General features: G+C 59.1%; 20 protein-coding genes. All 20 read right to left on the reverse strand.

Annotated elements, in window-relative coordinates:
- Positions 1-39: 39 nt before the first annotated feature.
- A complete protein-coding gene (locus CIC07_RS22795) occupies positions 40-1,116 on the reverse strand; it encodes a glycosyltransferase family 2 protein (RefSeq protein WP_083688241.1) in 1,077 nt (358 codons plus the stop codon).
- An 85-nt stretch (positions 1,117-1,201) separates the two neighbouring features.
- Positions 1,202-1,969, reverse strand: coding sequence for a flagellin N-terminal helical domain-containing protein (locus CIC07_RS22800; RefSeq protein ID WP_076357819.1), 768 nt, complete (start codon positions 1,967-1,969; stop codon positions 1,202-1,204).
- Positions 1,970-2,330: 361 nt separating this feature from the next.
- Positions 2,331-3,098, reverse strand: a complete 768-nt coding sequence (locus tag CIC07_RS22805; protein ID WP_076357818.1) for a flagellin N-terminal helical domain-containing protein — start codon at positions 3,096-3,098, stop codon at positions 2,331-2,333.
- Between the two features lie 116 nt (positions 3,099-3,214).
- Complete coding sequence (gene csrA, locus CIC07_RS22810) at positions 3,215-3,460, reverse strand: carbon storage regulator CsrA (RefSeq protein WP_076357817.1); 246 nt, start codon at positions 3,458-3,460, stop codon at positions 3,215-3,217.
- Positions 3,460-3,912 (reverse strand): flagellar assembly protein FliW, encoded by a 453-nt coding sequence (gene fliW, locus CIC07_RS22815; protein ID WP_076357816.1) that lies wholly within the window; start codon positions 3,910-3,912, stop codon positions 3,460-3,462. The genes csrA and fliW overlap by 1 nt, the downstream gene beginning before the upstream one ends.
- A gap of 235 nt (positions 3,913-4,147) precedes the next feature.
- Complete coding sequence (locus CIC07_RS22820) at positions 4,148-4,720, reverse strand: DUF6470 family protein (RefSeq protein WP_076357815.1); 573 nt, start codon at positions 4,718-4,720, stop codon at positions 4,148-4,150.
- A 1-nt stretch (position 4,721) separates the two neighbouring features.
- Positions 4,722-5,630, reverse strand: a complete 909-nt coding sequence (gene flgL, locus CIC07_RS22825; RefSeq protein ID WP_076357814.1) for a flagellar hook-associated protein FlgL — start codon at positions 5,628-5,630, stop codon at positions 4,722-4,724.
- Positions 5,631-5,650: 20 nt separating this feature from the next.
- Entirely contained in the window at positions 5,651-7,192 is a 1,542-nt protein-coding gene (gene flgK / locus CIC07_RS22830; protein WP_076357813.1) for a flagellar hook-associated protein FlgK, read from the reverse strand.
- A 15-nt stretch (positions 7,193-7,207) separates the two neighbouring features.
- Positions 7,208-7,705 carry a flagellar protein FlgN gene (locus CIC07_RS22835; protein ID WP_076357812.1) on the reverse strand — a complete coding sequence of 166 codons (498 nt, stop codon included), beginning with the start codon at positions 7,703-7,705 and terminating at the stop codon, positions 7,208-7,210.
- Positions 7,706-7,718: 13 nt separating this feature from the next.
- A complete protein-coding gene (gene flgM / locus CIC07_RS22840) occupies positions 7,719-7,988 on the reverse strand; it encodes a flagellar biosynthesis anti-sigma factor FlgM (RefSeq protein WP_076357811.1) in 270 nt (89 codons plus the stop codon).
- 144 nt (positions 7,989-8,132) lie between these two features.
- Positions 8,133-8,546 carry a TIGR03826 family flagellar region protein gene (locus CIC07_RS22845; protein ID WP_076357810.1) on the reverse strand — a complete coding sequence of 138 codons (414 nt, stop codon included), beginning with the start codon at positions 8,544-8,546 and terminating at the stop codon, positions 8,133-8,135.
- 185 nt (positions 8,547-8,731) lie between these two features.
- Positions 8,732-9,682 carry a ComFC family protein gene (locus CIC07_RS22850; protein WP_094248267.1) on the reverse strand — a complete coding sequence of 317 codons (951 nt, stop codon included), beginning with the start codon at positions 9,680-9,682 and terminating at the stop codon, positions 8,732-8,734.
- The gene (locus tag CIC07_RS22855; protein ID WP_076357808.1) at positions 9,679-11,802 is read right to left on the reverse strand and encodes a helicase-related protein; all 2,124 of its coding nucleotides are present in this window, start codon (positions 11,800-11,802) and stop codon (positions 9,679-9,681) included. Before CIC07_RS22855 ends, CIC07_RS22850 begins: the two co-directional genes overlap by 4 nt.
- A 192-nt stretch (positions 11,803-11,994) precedes the next feature.
- The gene (locus CIC07_RS22860) at positions 11,995-12,678 is read right to left on the reverse strand and encodes a hypothetical protein (RefSeq protein WP_076357807.1); all 684 of its coding nucleotides are present in this window, start codon (positions 12,676-12,678) and stop codon (positions 11,995-11,997) included.
- Between the two features lie 370 nt (positions 12,679-13,048).
- A complete protein-coding gene (locus tag CIC07_RS22865; protein WP_021880897.1) occupies positions 13,049-13,777 on the reverse strand; it encodes a response regulator in 729 nt (242 codons plus the stop codon).
- A gap of 8 nt (positions 13,778-13,785) precedes the next feature.
- Complete coding sequence (locus CIC07_RS22870; RefSeq protein WP_094248426.1) at positions 13,786-14,955, reverse strand: sensor histidine kinase; 1,170 nt, start codon at positions 14,953-14,955, stop codon at positions 13,786-13,788.
- A 196-nt stretch (positions 14,956-15,151) separates the two neighbouring features.
- On the reverse strand, positions 15,152-17,911 hold the full coding sequence (locus CIC07_RS22875) for a stalk domain-containing protein (protein ID WP_083688239.1): 2,760 nt from the start codon (positions 17,909-17,911) through the stop codon (positions 15,152-15,154).
- 260 nt (positions 17,912-18,171) lie between these two features.
- Positions 18,172-19,098, reverse strand: a complete 927-nt coding sequence (locus tag CIC07_RS22880; protein ID WP_076357806.1) for a sigma-70 family RNA polymerase sigma factor — start codon at positions 19,096-19,098, stop codon at positions 18,172-18,174.
- Positions 19,095-19,538, reverse strand: coding sequence for a carboxymuconolactone decarboxylase family protein (locus CIC07_RS22885; protein ID WP_076357805.1), 444 nt, complete (start codon positions 19,536-19,538; stop codon positions 19,095-19,097). Before CIC07_RS22885 ends, CIC07_RS22880 begins: the two co-directional genes overlap by 4 nt.
- A gap of 126 nt (positions 19,539-19,664) precedes the next feature.
- Entirely contained in the window at positions 19,665-24,014 is a 4,350-nt protein-coding gene (locus tag CIC07_RS22890) for an Ig-like domain-containing protein (RefSeq protein WP_076357804.1), read from the reverse strand.
- Between the last annotated feature and the right edge of the window lie 88 nt (positions 24,015-24,102).

A 24,102-nucleotide genomic window follows, 5' to 3' on the forward strand; every position in this document is an offset into this window, starting at 1 on the left:
GTTTTTATCGGTTTAATCGCAAGAAGTTGTGAGAGTTTCCTACCGGTTAAGGCCATCGAGCCTCGCTTGCGCCTTTTCATTGCCGTGACGGGCGCTCTCGCGGTAGGCCTCTGCAGCTTTGCCGGCTTGTCCCGACAATTCATAATATAAGCCCAGGTTGAACTGCGCCGCGTCCGTACCTGTCCCCTTGACGCTGTCATAACGATCGCTGTCGCCTATGGCTATTGCCTTCAAGTAGGAATGTTCGATCCGGGGCAGCAGGTGGACACGAGTGGAAGGCTCCGCCATTATGTAGTCCATATAAAAAATTCCGCATGCAAAGTAATAATCGGGAAATTGGCTCGTATATTCATGGGACTGATTGACCAATTCCATTCCCCGGTCCAAGTCTCCAAGACCTATAAGGGCGTACAAATAATGCACGACTACATTGGGAGCATACGGTTCCCGGCCATGGAGCCGTCCCAGCGACTCCTTCAAATACCGGGATGCTTCCGCATAATTTTTGATGCCGTAATACTCCTTGCCCAATTGATAAGCGTAATAGGATTTGCTTGTGCCCTCCGCTTCATATTCCATGAGCAGCAGGGGGATGTTTCTTGAGGATTTATCCGTCCCTTTGTATCCGTCATGGTTTACGAGGAGAGGAATGTTGCGGCGGGGCGCATCGGATTGGGCCTGCTCATGAATTCTGCCTGCATATCGAACGTCTCCGGGAAGCAGTCTGGACACCCAGCCGCCGGCTTGGCTGTTCTCCCCTTCGCCATTCACGAAATCGCTGTCGATTCGGATGCGGCCTATCTGTCCGGCATTCTCCATGAATTTCCTGATCTCTTCCCAATCTGCAGATACCACGTACTCATCCGCATCCAAAATCAGCTTCCATTCGGCAGACGACCGACTGAGAGCATAGTTCCGCGCTTCCGCAAAGCTGTCTCCCCATTGAAAATCGAACACATCGGCTCCAAAGTCCTGCGCGATCTGCTTGGTTCTGTCGATCGAGCCGGTATCCACGACAATGATCTCATCGACATGGGAACGAACGCTTTCGAGACAGCGTCCCAGCGTAGCCTCTCCGTTTTTGACGATCATAACCAATGCCAACTGCTTTCTCATGCCATTCCATTCCTCGCTCTATAAAAATAAAAGGACCTTAGATGAAATCCAAGGTCCTCGGGTGATGCTGTTGGATAAAAAACGATTAACGGAGCAGGGACAGTACGCCTTGCGGAGCCGAGTTGGCTTGCGCCAGCATCGATTGCGATGCTTGAAGAAGGATGTTGTTCTTCGTGAGAGCAACCATTTCCTTCGCCATGTCCGTATCGCGGATGCGGGACTCGGAAGCCGTCAGGTTTTCCGTTGTCGTTCCCAGGTTGTTGGACGTGTACTCCAGACGGTTTTGAACCGCGCCAAGCTTGCCGCGTTCCGTTGCTACAGCGGAGATCGCATCGTTGATGCTCGAGAGCGTGGAAGCGGAAGTCAGAGCGTTGAAGCTGCCCGTCGACACGGAGGAGATCGTGATCAGCGTGCCTTTGTCGTCCGTAACGATGCCGGCGCCGGCCGTGATGCTCTTGCCGTTGAACGTCGTGTTCGTCAGGATGTTGCTGATTTGGGAAGACAGGGCCGTCATTTCTTCGCCGATGTTGGCCGTATCAGCGGATTGGTACGTGCCGTTGTCTTTTTGGATCTTCAGTTCCTTCATGCGAGTCAGCATGGCGGAAACTTCGTTCAGAGCGCCCTCAGCCGTTTGCACGAAGGAGATGCCGTCTTGCGTGTTGCGTTGAGCTTGCTCGAGGCCGCGGATCTGGCCGCGCATGTTCTCGGAAATGGAAAGGCCGGCAGCGTCGTCGGCAGCGCGGTTGATGCGCAGGCCGGAGGAGAGTTTCTCCATGTTTTTGCTGGCAGCCGTTTGGTTCAGGCCCATGTTGCGATGCGTGTTGACTGCGGAAATATTGTGGTTGATAATCATGATTCATTTCCTCCCTGAGTATAAAGAATAATCCCACATCCTTGTGGTAAAGCCGTTATCAGGTCGGCCGCCCTTTAACTGCTCTAAAGAATATATCGGGGAGGAAACCGTCATTGTTTATAGCTTTTTTTGATAAAATCAAGGCTTGAATCAGATTCTTCAAATCCTCCGTAGAGAACGGAGCTGTGAATCGTTTCGCGTTGCAGGAGCGATATTCAGTTAAGGCGCAGCGTTGCCCGTTCCTGATCATATCTTCAATGCCAATCGCCTTCTCATGCTGTTCATATTTCTCTGTTTATACAACAAAAGGACCTTGGATGAAATCCAAGGTCCTCGGATAAGGCTGTAAGATAAGAAAAGATTAACGAAGCAGGGACAGAACGCCTTGCGGAGCCGAGTTGGCTTGAGCCAGCATCGATTGCGAAGCTTGAAGAAGGATGTTGTTCTTCGTGAGAGCAACCATTTCCTTCGCCATGTCCGTATCGCGGATGCGGGACTCGGAAGCCGTCAGGTTTTCCGTTGTCGTTCCCAAGTTGTTGGACGTGTACTCCAGACGGTTTTGAACGGCGCCCAGCTTGCCGCGTTCCGTTGCTACGGCGGAGATCGCATCGTTGATGCTTGTGAGCGTGGATCCGGAGGTCAGACCGCCGAAACTGGTAGTGGTCACGGAGGAAATCGTAATCAGCGTGCCTTTGTCGTCCGTAACGATGCCGGCGCCGGCTGTGATGCTCTTGCCGTTGAACGTCGTGTTCGTCAGGATGTTGCTGATTTGGGAAGACAGAGCCGTCATTTCTTCGCCGATGTTGTCCTTGTCAGCCGTTTGGTACGTGCCGTTTTCCTTTTGGATGTTCAGTTCCTTCATGCGCGTCAGCATGGCGGAAACTTCGTTCAGAGCGCCCTCAGCCGTTTGCACGAAGGAGATGCCGTCTTGCGTGTTGCGTTGAGCTTGCTCGAGGCCGCGGATCTGGCCGCGCATGTTCTCGGAAATGGAAAGGCCGGCAGCGTCGTCGGCAGCGCGGTTGATGCGCAGGCCGGAGGAGAGTTTCTCCATGTTTTTGCTGGCAGCCGTTTGGTTCAGGCCCATGTTGCGGTGCGTGTTGACCGCGGAAATATTGTGGTTGATAATCATGATTCATTTCCTCCCTGAGTATAAAGAATGTCCCACATCCTTGTGGTAAAGCAGTTATCAGGTCGGCCGCCCTTTAACTGCTCTAAAGAATATATCGGGGAGGAAAGCGTCATTGTTTATAGCTTTTTAGATAAATTTAAAGCTTGAATCTGACTCTTCAAGTCATCCATAGAAACGGACCGCTGAACCGATTCGCGGTTGGAATCCTCAATTGCGACATAGAGCTCCTTCCTAAGGATCGTGACATCCTTGGGGGCTGAGATGCCGAGCCGAATTCCGTCGGAGGTCACTTCCAGGACGCTGAGCTCGATGTCATGGCCGATCAGAATGGACTCGCCTTTTTTGCGGCTGAGTACGAGCATCAGGCTTCTCCCTCCGTTCCAGCGGTTGTGACGGGAGCTTGCAGACGATGTCGAGTCGTATACCCCGTCCCTTCCAAAATGATCTGTGCTCCCTTGCGGGCGGCCGCGTTCAAGATTACGGGAGCCACGAGGTTGATCGTGGCCTGTTCCAGCGAGCCCTGGATACTCACAATATTCAGTACGCGGACATCCTCGATCGCCGCGATGGCCAGCTCCTGCTCCGTCTGCTCGGGAAGATTGAACTCGTAATCCGGATAAAAGGAAAAGGGATCGACCGCGACGAAAGCAAGGCTGCCTTCCTCGATGGACTGCAGATAGTAGAACGGGCTGTCCTCCACATCGATCAAAGTAAAGCTTCTATAATCCGCAAAACCGGGAATGCCGTGAGGGAATGTATACACCTCGTTGTCCCGGAACTCCAATTGCCCGAAACGGGTCGTTTCAATCAGCATTTCAATCACTCCCTGGTCTGCTTGATCTGTGGAAAAGAAGAAGAAAAGAATAGAAGTTTAAGATCAGAGATTAATCAGAGATCATAAATTTGAAACTAGAAGATTAAAAAACAAGAAAAAGAAACAAAGAGCAACAAAATCGTTATTCCGATTTTATCGCTCTTTTGCAATCGTTGGCAAAGATTAATTCGGTTCAGAGTGCCCGATGTCTTTTTTTGACTCGTCCAGCACAGCTTCAAGCCATCAGCTCCACTTGCGGAGGAGGAATGATGGTGACCGTTGGATATTGAGCCACCGCAACGTTCACTTTGGCAGGCTGGTAGTCCACCTCCGGCTTATGCGTCTGGACGTCGATGTTGACCTTCCAAGGCTGGATCTCGATATCCGGCGGCCGGACGTCGATCTGAATCCGGGTGTTGAAAATGGATGCCTCTCCGTACACCGGAAGAGGGCTTCTCTCCCGGAACGCTTCCGCAGCCGCCATATCCGGAATCGGGTTCTCCTTAGCGGACAAGTCCGATACCTGCCGCCACTTCTGAATCGTCCGGATGGCGTGCTGCTGAGCATATTGGCCCGACTGGGAATAGATGCGCTGCGTGAACGCCTCCGGCTTGCCGCCGGTAATGGCGTTCCAGGTGTCCGTCTGGTCGATGCTGAGCACAGGCCGATAGGATTGAGCTTCCATCGGAGGCCTGGACGTCTCGATCTGGACGTCCGCTCTCCGCTGCCTGATATCAACCTGCGCGCGCAGGCTCTGGATATCGAGCTTGATCGGCTGCTGCTGGATCTGGATCTGCGGCAGCCGCATCCTAGTTCAGGAAGTTGACGAGAGAAGGCATGATGATCTTGGCGCCGACCGACAGGGAAGCCTGATACACGTTCTGGCTGACGGTTGAATCCAGGAACAGCTTCTCGACGTCGGCATCCTCGGTTTTGGACTGGAGAGCCGTCAGGCTGATGTTCATATCCTTCAGCCGGTTGTCCATCAGCTCCGCCCGATTCGTCCGGGCGCCGTTCTCCGCGCGTGCCGATATGATTTTGTTCATCCGGCTTTTGATCGTATCGAGCTCGCCGCCGATGGCGCCGTAGTTCGAGGTGGAAAGGGCGGCCGAAAGACGATCGAAGACGGAAAAGACGTTGTCCGTCGAGCCTGCGGCATCTGCCGCTCCAAATACGTCCGAAGCCTTCAGGTTCACGTTGAGCGTGATCGATTCGCTGATCGCGTAGGTCACGTCTCCGCCGTCGGCAGCGACTCCTTTGGCATCCGCTCCGGCCGGGAACGGCTTCTGGTCGAAGCGCTGGCCGCCGAAAACATATTTGCCGTTGAAGCTGCTGTTGGCGATATCCGTCATCTGGTTTTTGAGCTCGGCGATTTCCTTGTTGATGGCGTCGAGCGAGTCCTGCGTGTTCGTCCCGGTCGATGCCTGGGTGGCAAGGCTCGTCACGCGCTGCAGAATCTGCGTCGCCTGATCGAGCTGGGTATCGTTGAAGTCCAGCCAGGATTGGGCGGAAGCGACATTGCTCTGATACTGGGCATTGCCTGCCAGATCGCTGCGGTAACGAAGGCCGTAGGTGATTCCATTGGGATCGTCGGAAGCCTTGTTGATTTTGCGGCCGGTGGATATCTGGTCCTGCTGCGTCGACATTTTGCTCAGGTTCGTGTTCAGGTTGCTCATCAGCTGGGCATGCATCATGCCCTGGGTCACTCTAAGCGCCATTTCCGTTCATCTCCTTAACGTCAGCGGCCGACCTGTCCGGTGCCGTTGATCAGCTTCTCGAGCAGCTCGTCCATCGCCGTCATGAAGCGGGCGGCCGCGTTGTATGCATTTTGGAATTTGATCATATCGGACATTTCCTCGTCTGTTGAAACGCCGCTGACGGATTGCCTGCTGCTGTCCGCCTGATCGACCATCGCGGTCGAGTTGCTGTACTTACGCTGCGCTTCCTGGGATTGGACGCCGAGCAGACCGACGATGGAATTGTAATAGCTGCCGACCGTCGCCGAGGAGACGGAGCCTCCGGAGGAGGTGAGATCGATCGTGAACGCCTTGTCCTTGGCCTCGCCCATCAGCAGCGCCAGCGTGTTGTTGCCTTTGATGACGGTGGTGACGCCGGCCGCGTCCGTGGAAGTGCGCATGGAGCTGGCGATCTTGTTGGGATCGGAATTGATGGCGGGATTCAGCCGGATGCTGGCTGCCGTGATGCCTGTCGAACCGCCGGCCGTGTCGAAGGTAAAGAAATCAAGCCCCGCCGTCGCAGGCTCCTCCAGCGTATAGCCGAGCTTGTGCAAGCCGTTGATTCCTTTGACGGTCATGACCGTATCGTCTGCCAGAGGGACTGTCGTTCCCGGCAGGACGGAGCCCTTCGGCACGGTAACCTGGAATTCCCCGTTGGCCAGCGTATTCGCCAGAACGTCCAGCTGCGTCTGCAGCCCTTTGACGTTGGCGTCGCGCGCCTTGAACGTGCCGAAAATCTCGCCGCCCTGGAGGTCGCCCGCTTGGTAGGAAGCCTCCAGCCCCGCTCCGGTAAGCACCGAGCTGACGGTTCCCGCGACGAGATTGGCGCCGCCCATGGCGATGGAGTACCCGTCGGCCGTCTCGGCCACGTTGACGTTGACCAGCTTGGAAAGCTGGTCGGTGAGCAGGTCCCGCTTGTCCCGCAGGTCGTTGGCTTGGTCGCCCATGCCTTCCATGCGCTTGATCTGGCCGTTCAGATCTGCGATCGAGGACAGGATGGAAGTCGCCTGCTGCGCCTTCGTATCCGCGCTGTTCGTCAGGTCGCCGCTGAGATCGGTCAGCTGCTTGCTGAGCTGGTTGAACGAATCGGTCAGCGCGATCGCGTTCTGCTTGACGATCTGGCGATTCGTGATGTTGCCCGGATCCTTGCTGAGATCGGACCAGGAGGACCAGAACTTCTCGACCAGAGTACGCAATCCCGTGTCGGACGGTTCGTTGACGATCTTCTCCAGCTTGTCCAGCGTCTCCGCCTGGATCTGCCAGCTGCCCTGGGCCTGGGTTTCGCCCCGGAACTGATCATCCAGGAAGCTCGTGCGCAGCCGGGTGATCGTGGATGCCTCGACACCGGTGCCGAGCTGTCCGGCAGCGGTCGAGTGGAAGAACCCGAAGGGCTCCATCGGCGTCGCCGCCGACATGTTCACGCGCTGGCGCGTATAACCTGCCGTATTGGCGTTGGATATGTTGTGGCCTACCGTGTTGAGAGCCGTCTGCTGCGTGAACAGGCTTCTCTTGGCCGTTTCGATTCCGTGAAAAGTGGAAGCCATAAGGGCTGTCCTCCTCTAGCCTTTTCTGTCGAACATGCCTGCCTTGGCGTAACCGCCCGGGCCTGCCTGCGGATGGATATAGGTATAGTCGTCGTGAGGCTGGTCGCTGGCAAGCTCAAGGGAAAACTCGACGAATTCAAGGGACTGCCGCAAAAGCTGCTGGTTATGCTCATTCTTCATTCTCAGCCGCTCCAGCTTGCCGCTCAGCTCCTGCTGGATCTCCGTCAGCCTCTGCTTGTCCTCCGGCTGGCTGACCGTCCGGATGAGGTCGGCGAGCTTGCCGCTGCGCAGCCGGAGCTGCAGCTTGGAAAAATGGATGTTCACCTGCGTCATCCTGCGCTCCTCCAGCTCCCCGGCCGTCTTCACCAGCTTGCGTTCTTTCATCAGGAGCGCATTCAGGACATCCAAATCGCCCTTCACGAGCGCGGGGGTCTTATGGTCGGCGAGCTCGATCATCTGAGAATAAAGAGCATCCTGCTGCTCCAGCGTATCGATAATCGCTTCTATCGGCATGATGCTTCGCTCCTCAAGAATTCAAATGATCCCATAGCTTGTCGGCGATCTTGCGGGCGTCTACGCGGTAATTGCCGGAAGCCACTTCGTTCTTCAGCTCCTGGATGCGCTGCTTGCGCTCGGCGCTTTCCGGCTGGCGGCTGGCTAGCATTTCCTTGGCCTCCTCGGAAATTTCCACTTGGTCGGTCTTGCGGGGACGGGCGGTTTCCTGCACCCGGTTCTCGGCGCCTGTCTTCTGATAGGCGCTGACAGGAAGGATCCTGCCGGTTTCATTTATTTTCATTGCCATTCACCTCGTTATTGGGCTTTCTGATCGGCCTTGGCTTCTACACGTATTATCGGCCTGCCCAAAAGCTTTCTGAATAGAGCGGTCGGACTAATTGTCAAGTCCTATATTTATCGTATAAACAAGAAATTCATACCGTACTCAAGTACGATCTTTGCCCAGATTCTTGCTCTGATAGGCCCTTAAGGCCGAGGTGTTGCGGAGCGATTCCTCTTCGGCCGACTTCATTCGACGCACGTCGTTCTTGAGACGTACCCGGCAGGACTCGCACATATGGTCTTCGCGGATCAAAATTCCGCAGGATTCGCACGGATAACTCAAGTTAGGGGAATCAACCAGCGAAATGCGGCCTTCCTTGATGAACTTCGTGATCTGCCGGATGCTGACGCCGGTCATGTCGGAAAGCTCGTTGATGGCCGTGCCCCGGTTCTTGCGGAGATAATCGGAGCAGAGCTCGTATTCGCGATCGATATCCCGGATGCACTGGGGACAGACGTCTCGGAAGTTTTTGGCGAACAGCCTGCCGCAGCGCGGGCAATTGTCGAGATTGTTCATCGGATGGGCCAAGCCCCTTTCATGATACCAGACTGTATAGTTCTATTATCGGCGGGGAGACCGTCACATTGGAGTCCAGGATTGCAGGAATGTATTGGGAATTGCATGGGCTGAAGACATGCCGAACAGCTCCGCCGCCTCTGGAAGGCGGGGAGCGACAGCACAAGAATAGAAATAGGACGCTCTCAAGCCCTCGCCCAAGCAAGGGAGCGGATGTCGAGCGGCACAGGCGAAGCCGCATGCAGCGCGTGGGCGCAGCCGTCGAGCGTCCCTCCCGTCGTATAAATATCATCCACGATGAGAAGGCTCAGCGGCTGGACGGCAGAGATCGGAGCGCCCGGCAGCGCGGCGCGGCTTAGCGCGGCTGCCTGCAGGAGGACATTCGTTTCCGCTGAGGCCGCGAACAAGGACTCGGAAGCCTGCAGACGCTCGCTCCGGGATTTGGAGCTCATCTTGCCCCTTTCCTCCTGGCGCCGGAGCAGGCCTGCTACGGGCAAGGACGCATGAAGTCCCAGCTGATGCGCCAGCCGCTCCGCCTGATTGAAGCCGCGCTCGCGCAGCCGTTCCGGGCTGACCGGCACATACGTAATCAAATCAAAGGCCGGGCGAGAGCGGCCTTGCCCTGTCCTCATGCCAAGGGCATCCCAGGCCAGCTGCTCGTAAGCGGGCAGCAGCATGGCGCCGAGCAGGGGGAGCAGCGCCTCGTCTCCCTTGTATTTGTATCTCGCGAGAAGCTCCTTCATGAAAGGATCATAGCGGACGGAGCTCCGGTTGCGAAGCAGCCCCCCGTTCGTCCGTCTCCGGCAATCTCCGCACTGTTCCGGGCGGCCGCACACCGGACAGGCCGGCTTTCGGATCCAGGGAATGCCTGCCTTGCATGGCCGGCATAGGGAATCCTGCCAGGCTCTCGGGAATGCATCCGGAGGCAGGGATGTCGTCGCATAGATGCCCTGGGAATTGGGAGCTCCCGGCCGGTGGGGCTTGCCGCACATGATGCAGCGCGCCGGCGCCGGCGAGAGAAGGTCCAGAAGGCGGCGCAGCAGCGGGAATAAGAAGGGCGGCTTCTCTCCTCCCGGCAGGAATGGACCTGTACTCCCTGTCGTTCCCGTGACGGGGCGATTGTGCTGCGCCATCATGATCGGCTCTCCGGCTCCGGCTGGCAAGCCGAGCCCGGCCTTCCGGGAGCTCCGCTGCCGGCCAGGCGGTTCATCGAATGGATTTGACGGATAGCGCCCGCCTGCGAACCCGTGTATTCCGGCGCCGCGAAATACACCCTGCCTCCGGGGTCATCCGCCGACCTGCCTGCTCTCCCAGCGATCTGCACCAGCGATGCTTCTCCGAAAATGCGGTCATTGGCGTCCAGGACGAAAACGTCGCTCTTTGGAACCGTCACTCCCCTCTCGAGAATAGTCGTGGTGACCAGCAGACGGATGGCTCGTTCGCGGAACCGCAGCACCTTGTCGCCGCGTTCGGGATCCCCGGAATGGGTGCCCGCCACCTCCGTACCGGGAAACCAGGCAGCAAAGCGGGCTGTCAGGGGCTCCACCTGGCGGATTCGGCTGACGAATACGAAGATCTGGGCATCCCTCGCCAGCGAAATCCGGATGGCCTTCGCCAGGCTGCGGGGAAGGCTTCCCGCTTCGATCAGACGCGCCGCTGGCGGGCAGGCAAGACGCTGGGGAACCGGCAGCGCATGGCCGTGGTAGCGGACCGGGACTTTGGCATGCGGCAGCCGCCCGCATAGGGCGAGCCGCCGCAGAGTCCTGCCTGGAGTCGCCGTCAGCAGGATGACCGGCGCCCCGCGGCGGCAGACGGCGGCGGCGGCGCGGGCCAGCAGCGGATCGCCCGCATAGGGAAAGGCGTCGATCTCGTCCACGACCACCAGATCGAAAGCTTCCCGGAAGCGGAGCAGCTGATGCGTCGTCGCCAGCGTGATGGAGCCGCTCTCCCAGCGCTGGGAGCTTCCTCCGTAGAGGGCGACGACCTGCTGATCCGGGAAGGCGCGGCGGACGCGGGGCGCCAGCTCCAGGACGACATCCCGGCGCGGCGCCGCCACGAGCACACGGCCTCCCCTGGAAAGCACCGACTCCAGCAGCGGAAACACCATCTCCGTCTTGCCTGCCCCGGTCACGGCCCAGATCAGAAATGCCGGAAGGGGAGAGGCCGATCTGCAAAAGCGGGAACGGAAAGCTCCGGCCAAATCGAACAGCGGGGCTTGAACCTTTGCCATCATGGAACTCCTTCGGCTTCGCTCGGCATGTGCCTGTAGCCCCGCTGCCGAATCGCCCGAACGAGTGTCCAGGGAGACAGCTGCGATGACGGATGGCGGGAATAATGCCGCTGCCGGCGTTGCGGAGTGATTCGAGCCGGGCAGAGCCGGCCGCTCGATGAACTGCAGCGCGGCGGACGCGGCGGCGCTCTGGGCGGGGCTCAGCCGCCAGCGCCGCAGCCTGTCCGCCGCCGGCGGCAATGTCTGCGGCGGGACGGGAGCTGCCGCCCGCCGGTTAGGCTGCGGCATGCCCAGCACGAGCAGCCCGCATTGACGGCTGCGGCCCATGGCGAGGCATGCCTCGCAGTAGGCGCAGCTGCGGCGTCCGCACGACGCGCATTCCGCGCGCCGCAGCTGCGCCTTGCCGCTGCCGCAGCGCCGGCAGCGGAGGGCGGCGAAGCCGCCGGGCCGCCCGCGCCCTGCCAGGGCGGCAACGGCGCTGCCGAGGCGCAGCCGGCCAAGCAGCGCCGCCAGCTGCAGCGCGGCGTCGCAGCTGCCGGCGGCTCCCGCGGCGCCGAGCAGCGCATGCGTCTCGCCGCGAAGCAGCGCGCGGCCCTGCAGCGCGGCTGCGGCTGCGCAGGCCGCGCGCGCCAGCTCGGCCGCTCCGCCCGGCGCTGCAGCCGGAGCGGCGGGCCAGTCCGCCTCCCAGCGGACTGTCTGCCGCCGGGGAGCCTGCTCCTTCTCTCCGCGCTGGCCTTCCGCTTCGGCCGCGCATCTTGCCAGCGTCTCCTCCGCCTGTCGCGAGCCGATGCTCCCCAAGCCGGCTTCTTCCCACAGCTCCGCCGCCCGGACGGCCGTATCCAGCGGAAGCATGCCGCATGCCAGCACTTCCTCGGCACCAGGAAGATCATCCTCTCCAGCAGCGCTGCAAGCCTCCTTCCTCCACTTCGCGTTCAGCAACCACAGCCGGTCGATCTCCGGAACGATGGTCAAACCCGCCTGCCAATTCCCCGATGGCGATCGGCTGATATATACTGCTGCCTCCATCTGCTCATCCTCCCTCACGGAACCGCAGGCCCGCGGCAGGAGGACGCAAAAAAAGCACACTCCTGCGGCTCGCCGCCGACGGGTGTGCTTCACCTGTTCCGCTCCCAAATAAATACAGCATTAGTATAACCGAGCTTGCGCCGCTTGGCTATGCCATCTTCATCGTCCCGACAGCGCAGGCTCCATTCCTTCTCAGAACGGCAGCTTGAACCAATCCTCGGGAAGATCCAGATCCACCAGCACAGGCTGATCCTGCTCCCTCACGATTCCATGGCTGCGCAGGCTCCATAACAGCCTATCGCGCCCGCCTTTACCGGAGTCCCCGAGGGATTGCCGCTTCGAGGAGTCCGCAGCCCCGCCGCTTTCCGTCCAAACCGCCCCAAGCTCGCCGGCGTCGCTTCCCGTCCAATCCCCTCCAAGGTCATCCGCTTCGCTTCCCGTCCATGCCGCTCCAGGCTCGCCAGCTTCACTTCCGGTCCAACCCGCTCCAAGCTCACTCGCTTCTCTTTTGACAATTTCCATCCGGCTGCTCGCCGAATCGGCTTCCGGCTGTTCTTCCGTTCTCTCATGCATGACCCCGCTGTCCATGTCGGAAACGGTCACCAGACGAATCCCGTCTCCGAAGCGCGTAGCGATAAAGGCGGTATCGTCTGTCGAGCCTCGATCCCACACGGTGATCCGGACGGACGTCCCTGTCAGCTTGGAAAACCGGTGAAGCGAACGGATGCATCCTTCCAGTCGCAATTCATCGTTCCGGGTCATCAGAATGTAATGCTTATCGGCACGGGGAACCTTGGCCATGACGTAAGAAGCCATATGAACCGCTGCCGCCGCAACGCCGTAACAACCAATGACGCCGAGCAAAATATCTATCATGGACCGCTTCTCCTCTCACGCGGCATGGAATCCCTCGAACCGGCCGGCCTAGCATCATTTCGATGGCCGCACCCGCGGAACGGCTCAAGGGGGTATGCCGTGACGGATACTGTACCATATGCCTTTTTCGCTCTGGGCGTTACGGCGGCCGGCATGCATTTGCGATAAAAAAGGAACTCGTGAGACTATGCGGGTCGAGTTCATTCTACTTAGCAGAGGGATAAGCATATTCGTCCCTAATAACGGGAGTATGTTCTGCATGACGGGTTTATGGATATATTCCTCCGCCTGCAAAGCGAATAAGCCAAAACCCCCGGAGAGACATCTCCGGGGGTTTTGGCTTATTATGTACCGTCCAGGCTTCGCAGGCTTAGAGAGTCACCCATCCGTATTTGATGGAGTTGATGACAGCCTGGGTGCGATCGTCCACTTCCATCTTCTGCAGAATGCTGGATACATGGTTTTTGACCGTCTTTTCGCTGATGAACAGGAATTCGCCGATCATCTTGTTGCTCTTGCCCTCCGCCATGAGGCGCAGCACTTCCGCTTCGCGCCGCGTAAGCGGATTGTTCTCGCCGGCGACGAACTTCACGCCCGTCTCGCGGCTTGCCGCCGCTCCGGAGTTCGCGCCCATCTCATCGAGGTAAGTCATGCGGCGCAGCTGGTTGATCAGCTTGCCCGTCACCTTGGGATGGATGTAAGCGTGTCCCTGCACCACCGAACGGATCGCATTGATCAGCGACTCCGCCTCCATGTCCTTCAGAAGATAACCCGACGCGCCCTTGCGCAGAGTTTCGAACACGTAGCTCTCATCGTCATGAAGAGAGAGGATGATGACCTTGATATGCGGAAACATGTCCCGGAGCCGCTCCGTTGCCACAACCCCGTTCTCGATCGGCATATTGATGTCCATAAGCACGACTTCCGGCTGGTGTTGATTGCAGAACTCCAGAACCTGAATTCCGTCGCTGCATTCCCCGATCACTTCCAGGTCCTCTTCCATGTTCAGGATGCGCTTCAAGCCTTCCCGGAAAAGCTGGTGATCGTCGGCAATCAGCAATTTGATCTTGCGCTTGCCTCCTGCTGCCTTCAGGTCCATACGCTTTGTTACTCCTTTCTTTGATCCACGCCTGTAGGGATATGAATCGTAATCCTGGTGCCTTGGCCGCTGGCGGACTCAAGCTCCATTCTTCCCTCAAGTAGCTCCACTCGCTCCCGCATTCCCATAAGTCCGAAATGCTGGTTGATCTTGGCCCTCGATTGAATCAACTCCGTGTCGAATCCGCTCCCGTTGTCCTGTACCGAAATTTTCACCATTTGCGACTGATAGGTCAGCTCCAGCGAGACGAAGCTCGCGCTCGCGTGCTTCAGCGCATTCGTGAACGCCTCTTGGACCAAGCGGTAGATGCCTGCCTCCATGGCGGAGGGAAGCCGGATTTCGCGGCCGATTGTCTCGAACACCGTATGAATTCGCGTTTTTTCCTCAAAATCCTGCACATACTTACGCAAAGTGGGAACAAGTCCTAAATCATCTAATGCCATAGGTCGCAAATTGAATATTATCTTCCGGATTTCTTCCAATCCAGAGCGTACCTGTGCCTTTAAGTCTATTAATTCGTGCTGGACCATTTGGAATTCCTGCTTGGCGAGCATTCTTTCTGCAATTTCCGTCCTAAGCACTAGATTGGCGAGCGACTGCGCTGGACCGTCGTGGATTTCGCGCGCGATCCGCTTGCGCTCCTCCTCCTCCTGGGCCAAAATGATCTTGAGGCCGATCAGCTGGCGGTTTTTGGCCGACTCCAGAATGCGTGTCACCTGCGTCAAATCTCCGGCAAGGTATTCGAGCACGACATTGATCTGCGAATGGATCGTCTCCGCTCTCTCCACCGAATTCTCGACGTTCTTGACCCGCTTCTGCAGATCGTCCCTGCGCGCCTTGAGATAGGTCTCCTTCTCGCGGAAGACCATCAGCTCCAGCTGCAGGCTGGTAGCCTTCTCATAGGCGTTCTTGATGTCTTCTTCCTTATAGCGAACGAAATCCCGGCTTACCTCCGTAAGCCGAATACGCGCAAGGCGGTACTCCATTTCCAGCTTGTCGACCTTGTCGATCGTCTGGATCGTTTCCTGGAGCACCTGATTCAGCTCCTGTTCGAGCGTGACCAGTTCCTTGCGCGCGGATTCGCAGATCTCATAGATTTGGTATTTGCTTTCTTCCATGACTTGAATCGCGTTTTTGATAACGCGGTCGATGTCCACAATCCGGTGATCCACAGTCATCACGGCTGCCTTTCTGATGCTGGAGATTCCTGCCGCTCCATTCGTTTTCAAGCCGCACGGTCCGCCGCCAACCGGCGGCAGCGGACAAATGCGAGGAAACGAGAAGAAGGTATCTGTGAAAGATACCTTCCTTCTCTACAATATGAAAGGGACAGGTCCCCTCTATCATACCACAGCAGGCGTGCTCAGATTTGTATCATTCGACGGTAATCCTTTTGGTTGTTCCGTCCCATTTTACCGTTAGGCCCATCTGCTCAGATACGAGGCGGATAGGGACTAAAGTCCTGCCATTCTGTTCGATCGGCGCGGTATCAGCGGACAATCGCTTGCCGTTCGAGACGAGTTCCTTGCTGCCGATGACCATTTCCAGCAGCTGGCCTCCCCGCAGCACGGATACGCGTTTTGCGGCCGCTTCGTAGTTCACCGTGCTGCCGAGCGAGCTGGCGACAAAGCGGAGCGGCAAATATGTGGTGCCGCCCTTGATATAAGGAGCGGAGTCCAGAGCGGTCGTTTTGCCGTCCACCATGGCGGTCTTGCTGCCGGCTTTCATCTCGATCCTGACGGAGGCCGGAGCCGGCAAGGCCGCAGGGGAATCCACCTTCACGTTGTCGAAAGCCATCTGTCCGCTTGCGGCGCGCTCGTCGGCGCCTTCCTTCAGGCTCGCGATATACAGACGCGTCAGCTTGACCGGATATTTGACGGCTTTTCCGGAGTCGGCGAGGTTGACCTTCAACGTTCTCCAGCCGCTCCAGTCGACCGTTTTGGCCAGCGTGAGCAGATGGGTCGCTCCTGCGGCATCCGTCAGCTCCGCCCTCGCCCAGTTGAGGCTCGCGTCTCCATAAACGTCGACGCTGATGCCCGAAGGCGTGCCTGCGATCGGAACGCCGCCGCTGCCCATCATCGCGTACGCGGCTCTCGTATCCGTCGTGCCTGCGGAGAAATCATAGGACAAGGACAGCGCGTTGGTCGCATTGGAGGCATCCAGTCCGCTCAGGAGGGACGTGCTGCCGGTGACGCCTGCCGTCGAGGAGAACGAGGCTGCCGGAGAAGCCGCATCGAAGTCGGCGACTACGCTGCTGCCGCCGCTCTTCGCGAATGGAAGCACGGCGGAGAAACCGTCGTAGCGGGCGATTGCGTATCCGATGGCCGCCCCGTCGGCGACGGACTGCACGGTCAGCTTCTCGCCGTTGCGGGCTGCCGTAAGCCCTTGGAATTCCCACTTCACGGATTCCGGCGGAACGGTGTACTGCTGCCCGCTGCGCAGCGTAGCCGTCACAGGCACGGATACCGTCGTGCCGGCTTCAAGCGAGGCCTGGGCGCTGCCGATGCTCATAGCGGCGATGTCGTCCGCTCCAACCACCGTCACGGGAAGCGTATCCTCAGCCGAGCCGGACTTCACGGTGATGCTGCCTTGTCCCGCCTTCGTCGGGGTGAATGCATTGCCGTTCCAGCTGCCGCCGATTTTGGACGAGCTCCATTTGGCGCTGAGGCCGCCCGGCTCCATCGGGTTGTAGTACTGATCGTAGGCTTTCAGCGAATAGGTGCCGGACTGGCCCAGGAAGAGCACTCCGGAGCCGCTTGCCTTGATGCCCTTGATCGCGCCTTGAGGAGCGATGCTGAAGACGCCGAGCCCGTTGGACACCTGCCGCATCGTCGTGCCGTACTCCGTCGGATGGGCAAGCTGCAGGCCGAAGTCGCCGAGCGGACGCGCGACCATCGTCGTCGAGCCGCCGCCGTCCAGGTTGACCCCTTTGTAGACGCCGATGCTGACCATGGCCTGCTGGAGCTCCGCAAGCGTCAAGCCGGAGCTGCTGCCGTTCGTCTCCGACGTGATGATGAAGACGGATTTGGCATCGGAGGAATATCCGACCGCCGTGCGGGAGCGCGCGGTAGTGCCGCTGATCGACGAGACGCTTCGCGAGAACGTCGCCGCCTTGCCGCCGTCCACGAGAATCGTATGCCCGCCGACCATCATCTCGAAGCTGGCCGGATCGGCTTGCTGCTGGGTCGTCAGGGACTGAAGGGAGTAGTTCGCATTCACGGCCGTACCCGGCTGCAGGTGATCGCGCACGAATGCGGCCGCCTTGCCATGCGCCCGCAAAATATATCCGTCAGCCGGCGGCTTGGAGGAGAAGGCGGCGCCCTCCGATAGCTGCTGCACGACTCCGTTCTGGACGAGCACCTCCGTAGGCGTCGCATAGCTCGCTCCAGCCGGGCGGTCCGCATCCATCCAGGCGCTCGTATACATGAACAGCGAATCGGAATGGGAATTCGTCTTGGCCGGATATTCCGTCGTGTAGGAGGACTGGTTGAGTCCCGCCAGCGTGAACGCGGAGCCGTCGGCGGCTGTGACGCTTCCTTGGAACTGGTAGCGGTCGATGACCGGCTTCTTGTCCTTCGTGACGCCGAACATGTACATGCCCGTCAGCTGCATCGGGCTCGTCAGCAGGCTGCCGCCGAGAATCTCCGCGCCCATCGGAGCGCCGTCCGTGGAAGAGGTCTGGAAATAATCGGCGTTGACGCCGGCAACGGCGCCGGAATTTTTGGCCATGCTCATGACGCTGCCGCGGTCGGTGACGACGCCCTGCGTATTGTTGATGGCGTTCAGCTTGACGTACGGATTCGTCAGATCGACCTTGATGACGTGGATATTGGCCTGCACGGCCTTGCCGCTGCGCGTGCCCTTCCACAAATAGTCGATGCGCTGGGCGCCGGCGGTGACCATCTCCTGGTTCGTGACCGTCAGCTTCGGAGCGCTTTCGGCCGCATGGGCGACGGATGGAGACAGGATGGACGGAGCGCCCGGCAGCGCAGGCGCAAGCGCCAGCAGCGGCTGCACGATGAGGGCGGCGCCGAGCACGGTAACGAGCACCCTGCGGCCGCCGAGCGGGCGAGGATGCTTATATGTAGGGGCCGAAGGGGCGTGGACTGCCGTGTGGTTCTTTTCATTGGACATAAAGATTGCAACTCTCCTATCTGGATGGCACTCGTTTTGCGAGTCTGAAACTCTGTCATTACGAATGAATAGACTTCCAGAATGGAAAAAAGTTACGACCAAAGAGGGTCTGATAGAATAGTCCTTTCAGCCTTTCGACAATGATTGACTTTTTCTATGTTAATAATCTCTTAGAATGGAAGGAAGGACCTGTCGCGTCCGCCCTGCGGTCAGGAATCTTTGCCCGAAAAAAAGGACCATGCCCGCCGGCATGGCCCCATTCATGCATTCAATCGATGTTGGATCGACTCCAGCTTCTCCGGATTCGTAAGGAGATAAAGCTCCTTCAGATGCTCCATCCTCTCATCGGGCTTGAAGCACAGCACGGCATGAAGCCTGTCGTCCTCCCAGAACAGCGCCTGCAGCTCTCCGTTCAGCTCCAGCAGCGTCGTTCTCGTCCGCCGGAGCTTCTGGAAGGTTTTGGGCGATGCGGTAAAGGCATGGACCCGCTTCGCTCCGACAATCGGATTCAGGGCGGAGCGAACGATGCCTCCGCCATCGGTGACCATCACCGCATCCGCGGCCAGCAGCTCCCGAAGCTCATCCACCTGATGCCGCTCGAACGCAAACAGGAACCGCTCCAGCAAAGCCTTCCTCCTGTCTTTTGACCTGTCGTCCTGCATCCTCCAATACGCTGCCGGAAGAGGCGCTCCTTCCCCAAGCTGCAGCTTCCTGCGCGCGCGGCTTCCAAGCTGCCGGCAGGCCGCCTCGCTTTTGCCCAGCCATTCGCCGATGGAGCGGTAATCGTATTGATAGGCCTCGTGCATGACGAACACCGCGCGCTCGGCCGGCAGCAGCTTCTCCATCAGCACCATATACGCATAACCCAGCGCCTCGCGGCTTTCGGCGAGCTGCTCCGGTCCGTTTTCGTCCGGCTGCAAGGGCAGCGGCTCGGGCAGCCACTGCCCGACGTACTGCTCCCTTTTGCGGCGTGCCGACTTCAGCATGTTCAGGCTTCGGTTGACTGCGGCTCGCGTCAAGTACGCTTTTGGATGATCCGGCTGCGGGATGCCGTCCCCTTGTAGCTCGGCGAACAAGTCCTGCACAACATCCTCGGCATCCGCCGCAGAGCCCAGCATCCGGTATGCGATGGCGAACACATATCCTTTCCACGACCGGTACAGCGTCTCCGCGGCGGAGCCGGTCATGAGAAGCAGCCCGGGAACATGCCGGTGGCGATGGAGATCCGATTCCACCCGCTGATGGCGTTGACGACCAGAATCAGATCCATGAACTGCTTCTCGTCGAAGTGCCTCCTCGCTTCCTCATAGACCTCCTCCGGAATGCCTTTCACGGAAACGACCGCCGCATGCTCAGCCAGCCTCAACGCCGCCCTCTCCGCATCCGAGAAGCATGGTGCGTCATGCCAGACGCTGATCAGCGGCATCCGATCGTTCTGCCCCCCCAGCTTAAGAAGGTCCCGGACATGCATATCGATGCAGAACGCGCAGCCGTTGATCTGGGAGACACGGATTTTGACCAGCTCCTTGAGGACAGGGTCGAGGCTCTTCCCGGATGCTTTCTCCAAGGCAGCCATAGCCTGGTAGGCTTCGGGCACGGATTTGTAGTAGTTCATGCGCAGCTTCATGTTCAATCTTCCTCCTTTTGTTGACTCCTTACTGAAGACAATAGGAAAGGACGGAATGTGACAGAGATGAAAAAAAGAAGCCGCCCGGCCGCATCCAAGATGCCGGCAAGACAGCTCCCGTTCTACCTACACGTCGATCATGCCGAGGTACAGCAGCATCCTCTTCAGCATGACGGCCGCCTCTGCGCGGGTCGCCTGACCCAGCGGAGCGAACTCGGTGGCGGTCTGGCCGTTCGCGATGCCCGCAAAAACGGCTTTGGCCGCAAACGGCTGCGCCCAGGCGCTGATTTTGCCCTTATCCTTGAATTTCGCCAAATAAGAAGCATTATCCTTCGCCGGAATGATTTTCATCTCGGAGGCTTCGATGGCGCGAACCATCATTGCCGCCATCTCCTGGCGGGAGATGGCCGCATTCGGCCGGAACTGCCCGCCGCTTCCCTGCACGATTCCGGCCGCAGAAGCCGCTCCGATATAAGAAGCGGTCGCCGATCCGGACGCTATGTCGCTATAGGCCGAAGCCGCGGCGCGGTCGCCTTTGAGGCCAAGGGCCCTTGCGATGTACTCCGCGAATTCCGCCCTGGTGATGTCGGCTTTGGGCATGAAGGAATTGGCGCTTCTGCCTCTGACGATCGATTTGGATGCCAGAGCGACAATATCGTTCTTCGCCCAATGTCCGTTCACGTCGCTCAGCACGGGCGTGCCTCTCACGACGACGAAGACGCCGCCGGACTTATGCTTGAACGTCACAGACAGCCCGCTGATCCGGGTCGGCACGTAGCTGAGCATGGCCGTCTCATCGTCGAGGAACACCGTGGAGGCGGATGCCGGCACCAGGCTTGATGGCGTCAGCAAGGTCGTGGAGGCATAACGGCTGAGACCGCTCAGCTTCTTCCGGTCGGCCGACGTCGCCGATGTCCCGATGACCGATATGTCGACTCCGATGACGCTGGAGGCTGCCTGCAGGCCGCCCTTGGTGACCGCGTTCTGCAAGCTCCCCGCCAGGGTCGCCGGATTGTCGTCGATCGAGAGCATGAGATAGCCGGTAGGACCTCCTGCATTGAGCAGGGAGGCCGTTTTGGCGAAATCGATTCCTTGGAGAGGAATCACCGTGGAAACGCCATTGTACTGAAGCTCGAAGGAGGCTGTCGCCGAAGCGGCGAGCACCTGCTGCAGAGCCAGGATCGGCAAGGCGACCATGCCTGCCTTTTGGCCGTCCGGCACCTTGAAGAAGACTTTATCCGTACCCGAACTGCGGGCTTTCTGGTAAGCGAGAATCAGGTTGTCGCTCAGAACCGAATAACGGCTGGCCGCCCTTCCGGCCGGGGATACATCCTGATTGACCATAACATCCGTCAACGTCAGCTGGCCGGCGGATGCCGGCTGCGAGCCGGGCGAGGAGCCTCCTTGCTGGCCTGTAGCATTGGTTGCGGATGCCAACAAAAGCGAGGCGGCGCTGTCCCCTCCTATCTGTCTGAGCGGGTTGTAGGTCGGAGGCGTGTAGGTCACGGTCACAGCCTGTCCCGAAGCCACCGCGCGGCTCAGCTTCAGAATGACCGAGGAACCGGCAATGCCGACGCTGTTGACAGGAACGAGCACGCCGTCCGCACGAATGGAATATTGGCTTGGAGCCGGTGCGGATGCCGGATCCAGAACTCCGGAGTATACGAGCGTCAGCGTATCTCCGTCCGCCATGCCGGAAAGATAGGTCGGAGTCGTGCTGGCCGTGAACATCGATGCCGGCACGCCGCTGAACGAGTCCGCTTCGTTTCCGGCCAGATCCGCCAAGGCTGGACTGCCCTTGGAATAGCTGACGGCAAGGCCGACGGATGCGTTCAGGCTGCCGCTCAGCTTGAGCGTCACCTTGCTGCCTTCGACGCTTACTCCTGCAACTCCGATGGAAGAAGTCCCGTTCATGACGGTGAAGCGGCTGGATGAAGGCACCTTGGCCGTATGGAGGCCTTCGTTGTAATTCAGCGTAACGGCATTTCCTCCCGCGATGATGCTGCTGAGCACCGGCTTCGTCGTATCGAGCATGTTCTGAACATAATAAGTGCTGAATGCCCCAAGCGGATTGCCCGCTTGGTCCACGACGGGAGCGGTGCCAGGGGAGTAGTTGACGTATGCGCTCCCCCCGCTCGTGGACGGACTGCTCAAGCGAAGCAGAAGGGTCGAGCCCGACGCCGTCGCCTCCGTCAGCTGGACATAGGAGCCGTTGACGTAAAGGCCGAACTGGGACAAGGCTCCGGCCTGCAAGGCCTGCACCGGCTTGCTGAGCTGGAGGGTGACGTAGCTTCCATTCAGGACGCCGCCCGTCACCTTGGGCAGCGAGGAAGCCGCGTCGTATTGGATTTCCTTGCCGGTAAAGCCCGACGCGCGGACACCCGACAAGCTGCGGAGCGCGGGCATGCCTTCTCCCGGAACCGAATAAGAAACCGTTATTTTCTGGCCGCTGAGCACCGGAGACCGCAAAATAAGCGTTGCCGTGCTGCCGCTCACTTCGACTCCTGCCAGTTCGCGGGCCGCAGGCGAATCGTTGACGGTGACATAGAAGCTTGCCGGGTAAGGAACCGAACCGCTGTCCAGCTCCATGCTGAAAATCAGCTGAATCCTGGTCGAGCTGGCTGCTGCCAAGCTGCTAAGCGAAGGCGTGCCGCTGCCGCTCGCCATCGTCGTGAACTTCCACTGGTATTCGTTCAGAATGCCGCTGAAGCCGTTGCCGGCCAAGTCGGTCACGCTGTTCACGCCGAGCTCCACATACAGCTGCGTCGCACCTGGCAGCGCCGCATCCGGTTTGATCAGAAGCGCATTGGCGTTATCCGGCGCGATGGAAAGAGAAGCCGGGTAAGTCTGAGTGGAGCTGCCGCTCCGGTGAAGCAAGGCTTTGGCGCCCGGCGCCAGCCGGATGGCTTCGTTGAATACGAGTCTAAGCGGCGAGACCGTCGATACGGACGCCGCTCCGCTCACCGGAAGCATGGATACGATGGAAGGCGGCGTCGAATCCCTATTGACCGTGAACGGCCAAGCGCCGCTTCCGCTCATTCCCGCAAATCGGTTGCCGCTCTCGTCCAGGAAGGCCTGATTGCCGATCTCGACATAATATTGGGTTCCTTCGGAAAAGAGGATGCCCGGATTGATCGTGATGACGTTGCTTCCGAACCCGGACAGCAGTTCCGAAGTAACCGGGATCGTAGCCGCTGCCGAGCCGCTTCCCGCATTCCTAATCGTCACATAACCGGTTCCCGGGAACACGTTCTTGTCGAATGTAATCCGCAGCTTGCCGTCCAGCGCCCCGAGAACGCCTCCAGCGGCCGGCTCCAGCTTGGCCATGGCAGGCGGCTGCCCTGCAGACGGACGGGTCGTGAACGTCCATTCCGCCGCGCTGCCGATGCCTGCGAACAGCATGTCTCCGCTGCGGAAGGCTCCCGGATCGACAAGCACATAATATGCCGTGCTGCCAGCCAGCTGTCTGTCCAGACCTGTCTCGACCGTACCGTCCTGCTTGTATGTCATTCCCGATGTGTTCAAGCTTGTGACGGTGACGTTGTCCGCGACGCGTTTCACGGTCACGAACTTCGGCGCATTCGGCGTGCTTCCTGACGTCACCGTCTTGTCGAACTTCAGTCTCAAGCCCGTATCCAGCGCAACGCCTGCGGCTCCTGCCGAAGGCTGCTTCTCCAAGATGCCGACCGGAGAGCTTCCCGTCGTGAAGCTCCACGAGTAGGCTGGACTCTTGTTGCCTGCGGCATCCTGCACCCAGCCTGCGGGAACATCGATCCTGTATTCTTGCCCGGGAACGAGGACGGAAGGGGGAACGATCGTCAGCGACTGGCTGCCGCCGCCCGTGACGGATGGGGACACAGCGCTGACGGACAAGGCATCGCCTGTCGTCCGGTTGACCAGCTGCAGCGAGCCTTCCGATGGAAAGACGATTTCCCCGTAGTTCAGCTGCAGGGCAGAGAATACCGGCACGCTTCCGCCTTGCGGGGCTGCGGCCGCAACGTCGGGCGGAATGGTGTCCGGCTCCGCCGCGCTGAAGTTCCATTCCGAGGCGCTCGAGATCCCAGCGAAAGGAGCTCCGTTCGACGCATTCGAAAATACCCCTGCATCCAGCAGCACATAGTAGGATTCGCCTGAAGCGAACGGCTTATCCGGCTGGATCGAAACCCGGGTTCCCTCCACCTGGACTCTTCCGTCGTCTGCGGCGAACCTCGCCCATTCCGTGTTGTCGGATACTTTGCGGATGCTGATGCCCGCACTGCCGCTTCCCTTCACGACCGCCTCGTCGAAGGTCATCAGCAACCTCGAGTTGGCGGGCACCCGTACCGCGTCGTCCGCCGGCAGCTTGGCCGACAGCAGCGGCCCTCCCGCCGCGGCAGCGGCTTGCCTCAGCCATCCGCCTGCAGGCAGGCAGGCATTCGCAAGCATGAGCAAGGCCGCTGCGCCAATCATGATCGTTCTGCTTTTTCTTCCAGCCAACTGAATTCACTCCCCGATTTGTAACCCATTGTAGTTACTTTGTCGGTATCCAAATAAGGAATGTTTAGAATTCGCTGGAAGTTGGCAT

The organism is Paenibacillus sp. RUD330, from assembly GCF_002243345.2.
Taxonomy (GTDB): Bacteria; Bacillota; Bacilli; order Paenibacillales; family Paenibacillaceae; genus Paenibacillus_O.

Bases quoted from the DNA above. Each gene is read 5' to 3' on its own strand.
- CIC07_RS22795 (WP_083688241.1), bottom strand. From the start codon at position 1,116: ATGAGAAAGCAGTTGGCATTGGTTATGATCGTCAAAAACGGAGAGGCT.
- CIC07_RS22800 (WP_076357819.1), bottom strand. From the start codon at position 1,969: ATGATTATCAACCACAATATTTCCGCAGTCAACACGCATCGCAACATG.
- CIC07_RS22805 (WP_076357818.1), bottom strand. From the start codon at position 3,098: ATGATTATCAACCACAATATTTCCGCGGTCAACACGCACCGCAACATG.
- csrA (WP_076357817.1), bottom strand. From the start codon at position 3,460: ATGCTCGTACTCAGCCGCAAAAAAGGCGAGTCCATTCTGATCGGCCAT.
- fliW (WP_076357816.1), bottom strand. From the start codon at position 3,912: ATGCTGATTGAAACGACCCGTTTCGGGCAATTGGAGTTCCGGGACAAC.
- CIC07_RS22820 (WP_076357815.1), bottom strand. From the start codon at position 4,720: ATGCGGCTGCCGCAGATCCAGATCCAGCAGCAGCCGATCAAGCTCGAT.
- flgL (WP_076357814.1), bottom strand. From the start codon at position 5,630: ATGGCGCTTAGAGTGACCCAGGGCATGATGCATGCCCAGCTGATGAGC.
- flgK (WP_076357813.1), bottom strand. From the start codon at position 7,192: ATGGCTTCCACTTTTCACGGAATCGAAACGGCCAAGAGAAGCCTGTTC.
- CIC07_RS22835 (WP_076357812.1), bottom strand. From the start codon at position 7,705: ATGCCGATAGAAGCGATTATCGATACGCTGGAGCAGCAGGATGCTCTT.
- flgM (WP_076357811.1), bottom strand. From the start codon at position 7,988: ATGAAAATAAATGAAACCGGCAGGATCCTTCCTGTCAGCGCCTATCAG.
- CIC07_RS22845 (WP_076357810.1), bottom strand. From the start codon at position 8,546: ATGAACAATCTCGACAATTGCCCGCGCTGCGGCAGGCTGTTCGCCAAA.
- CIC07_RS22850 (WP_094248267.1), bottom strand. From the start codon at position 9,682: ATGATGGCGCAGCACAATCGCCCCGTCACGGGAACGACAGGGAGTACA.
- CIC07_RS22855 (WP_076357808.1), bottom strand. From the start codon at position 11,802: ATGGAGGCAGCAGTATATATCAGCCGATCGCCATCGGGGAATTGGCAG.
- CIC07_RS22860 (WP_076357807.1), bottom strand. From the start codon at position 12,678: ATGATAGATATTTTGCTCGGCGTCATTGGTTGTTACGGCGTTGCGGCG.
- CIC07_RS22865 (WP_021880897.1), bottom strand. From the start codon at position 13,777: ATGGACCTGAAGGCAGCAGGAGGCAAGCGCAAGATCAAATTGCTGATT.
- CIC07_RS22870 (WP_094248426.1), bottom strand. From the start codon at position 14,955: ATGACTGTGGATCACCGGATTGTGGACATCGACCGCGTTATCAAAAAC.
- CIC07_RS22875 (WP_083688239.1), bottom strand. From the start codon at position 17,911: ATGTCCAATGAAAAGAACCACACGGCAGTCCACGCCCCTTCGGCCCCT.
- CIC07_RS22880 (WP_076357806.1), bottom strand. From the start codon at position 19,098: ATGACCGGCTCCGCCGCGGAGACGCTGTACCGGTCGTGGAAAGGATAT.
- CIC07_RS22885 (WP_076357805.1), bottom strand. From the start codon at position 19,538: ATGAAGCTGCGCATGAACTACTACAAATCCGTGCCCGAAGCCTACCAG.